Here is a 723-nt window from a genome sequence, read left to right as displayed (position 1 = left end):
AGTCGGCGGGCGACCCGGGCGCCCAACGCCCCGAGCCCGCCGGTGACCAGCACCGTGCCGCGCGGCCGATACCCGGACCGCCCGGCGGCCTCGCTCCGCCGCGCCCTGGTCAGGCGCCGCCCCCACCCGGTCGCGTCGCGGACCGCGACCTGGTCCTCCGGGCCGCCGAGCCGTGCCGCGGCCGCCCGCCAGTCCGCCGGATCCGGTTCCTCCGGCAGGTCCACCAGTCCGCCCCACAGGTCGGGGTGTTCGAGCGCGGCGACCCGGCCCAGCCCCCACAGGGCCGCGCCCGCCGGGTCGGGGCGCTCGGGGTCCGTCACGGCGACCGCGCCGAGGGAGAGGCACCACAGGCGCACCCGGACCGGCCCGTCCACCGCCGCCCGCGTCAGGGACAGCGTCGCCAGCACACCGGCGGGCACCCCGGCGAACCCGGGGTGGGGCCGGTCGTCCGCCGAGAGCAGCGACAGCACCCCGGCCTCCGCGTCCGGTGCGGCGCCGCTCCGGCGCGCGGCCTCGGCGAAGGCGCGCAGGCGCTCGGCGAGGAACGCCTGATCCACGGCGGTCGCGTCCACCGGCAGCCCGACGACCTCGGCCCCGACCTCGGTCAGGGCGCGCTCGGCGTCGGCGAGGAGGCGCTCGCCCCGCCCCCCTTCCGGGTACACCACCAGCCAGCGCCGCGCACCGACGTCGCCCGGGGACGGCGGCCGCTCCCAGGAGACCCGG

The 723-nt window shown here is 81.1% G+C and carries 1 pseudogene; it reads right to left on the bottom strand.

The features are described from left to right. Positions 1 to 665 (bottom strand): annotated as a pseudogene (locus D471_RS41980) (hypothetical protein); the annotation flags it as partial. Positions 666 to 723 lie beyond the last annotated feature (58 nt).

This window comes from Nocardiopsis lucentensis DSM 44048 (assembly GCF_000341125.1).
In the GTDB taxonomy this organism is placed as follows: domain Bacteria; phylum Actinomycetota; class Actinomycetes; order Streptosporangiales; family Streptosporangiaceae; genus Nocardiopsis; species Nocardiopsis lucentensis.
This window is presented reverse-complemented; position numbering and strand designations above follow the sequence as displayed.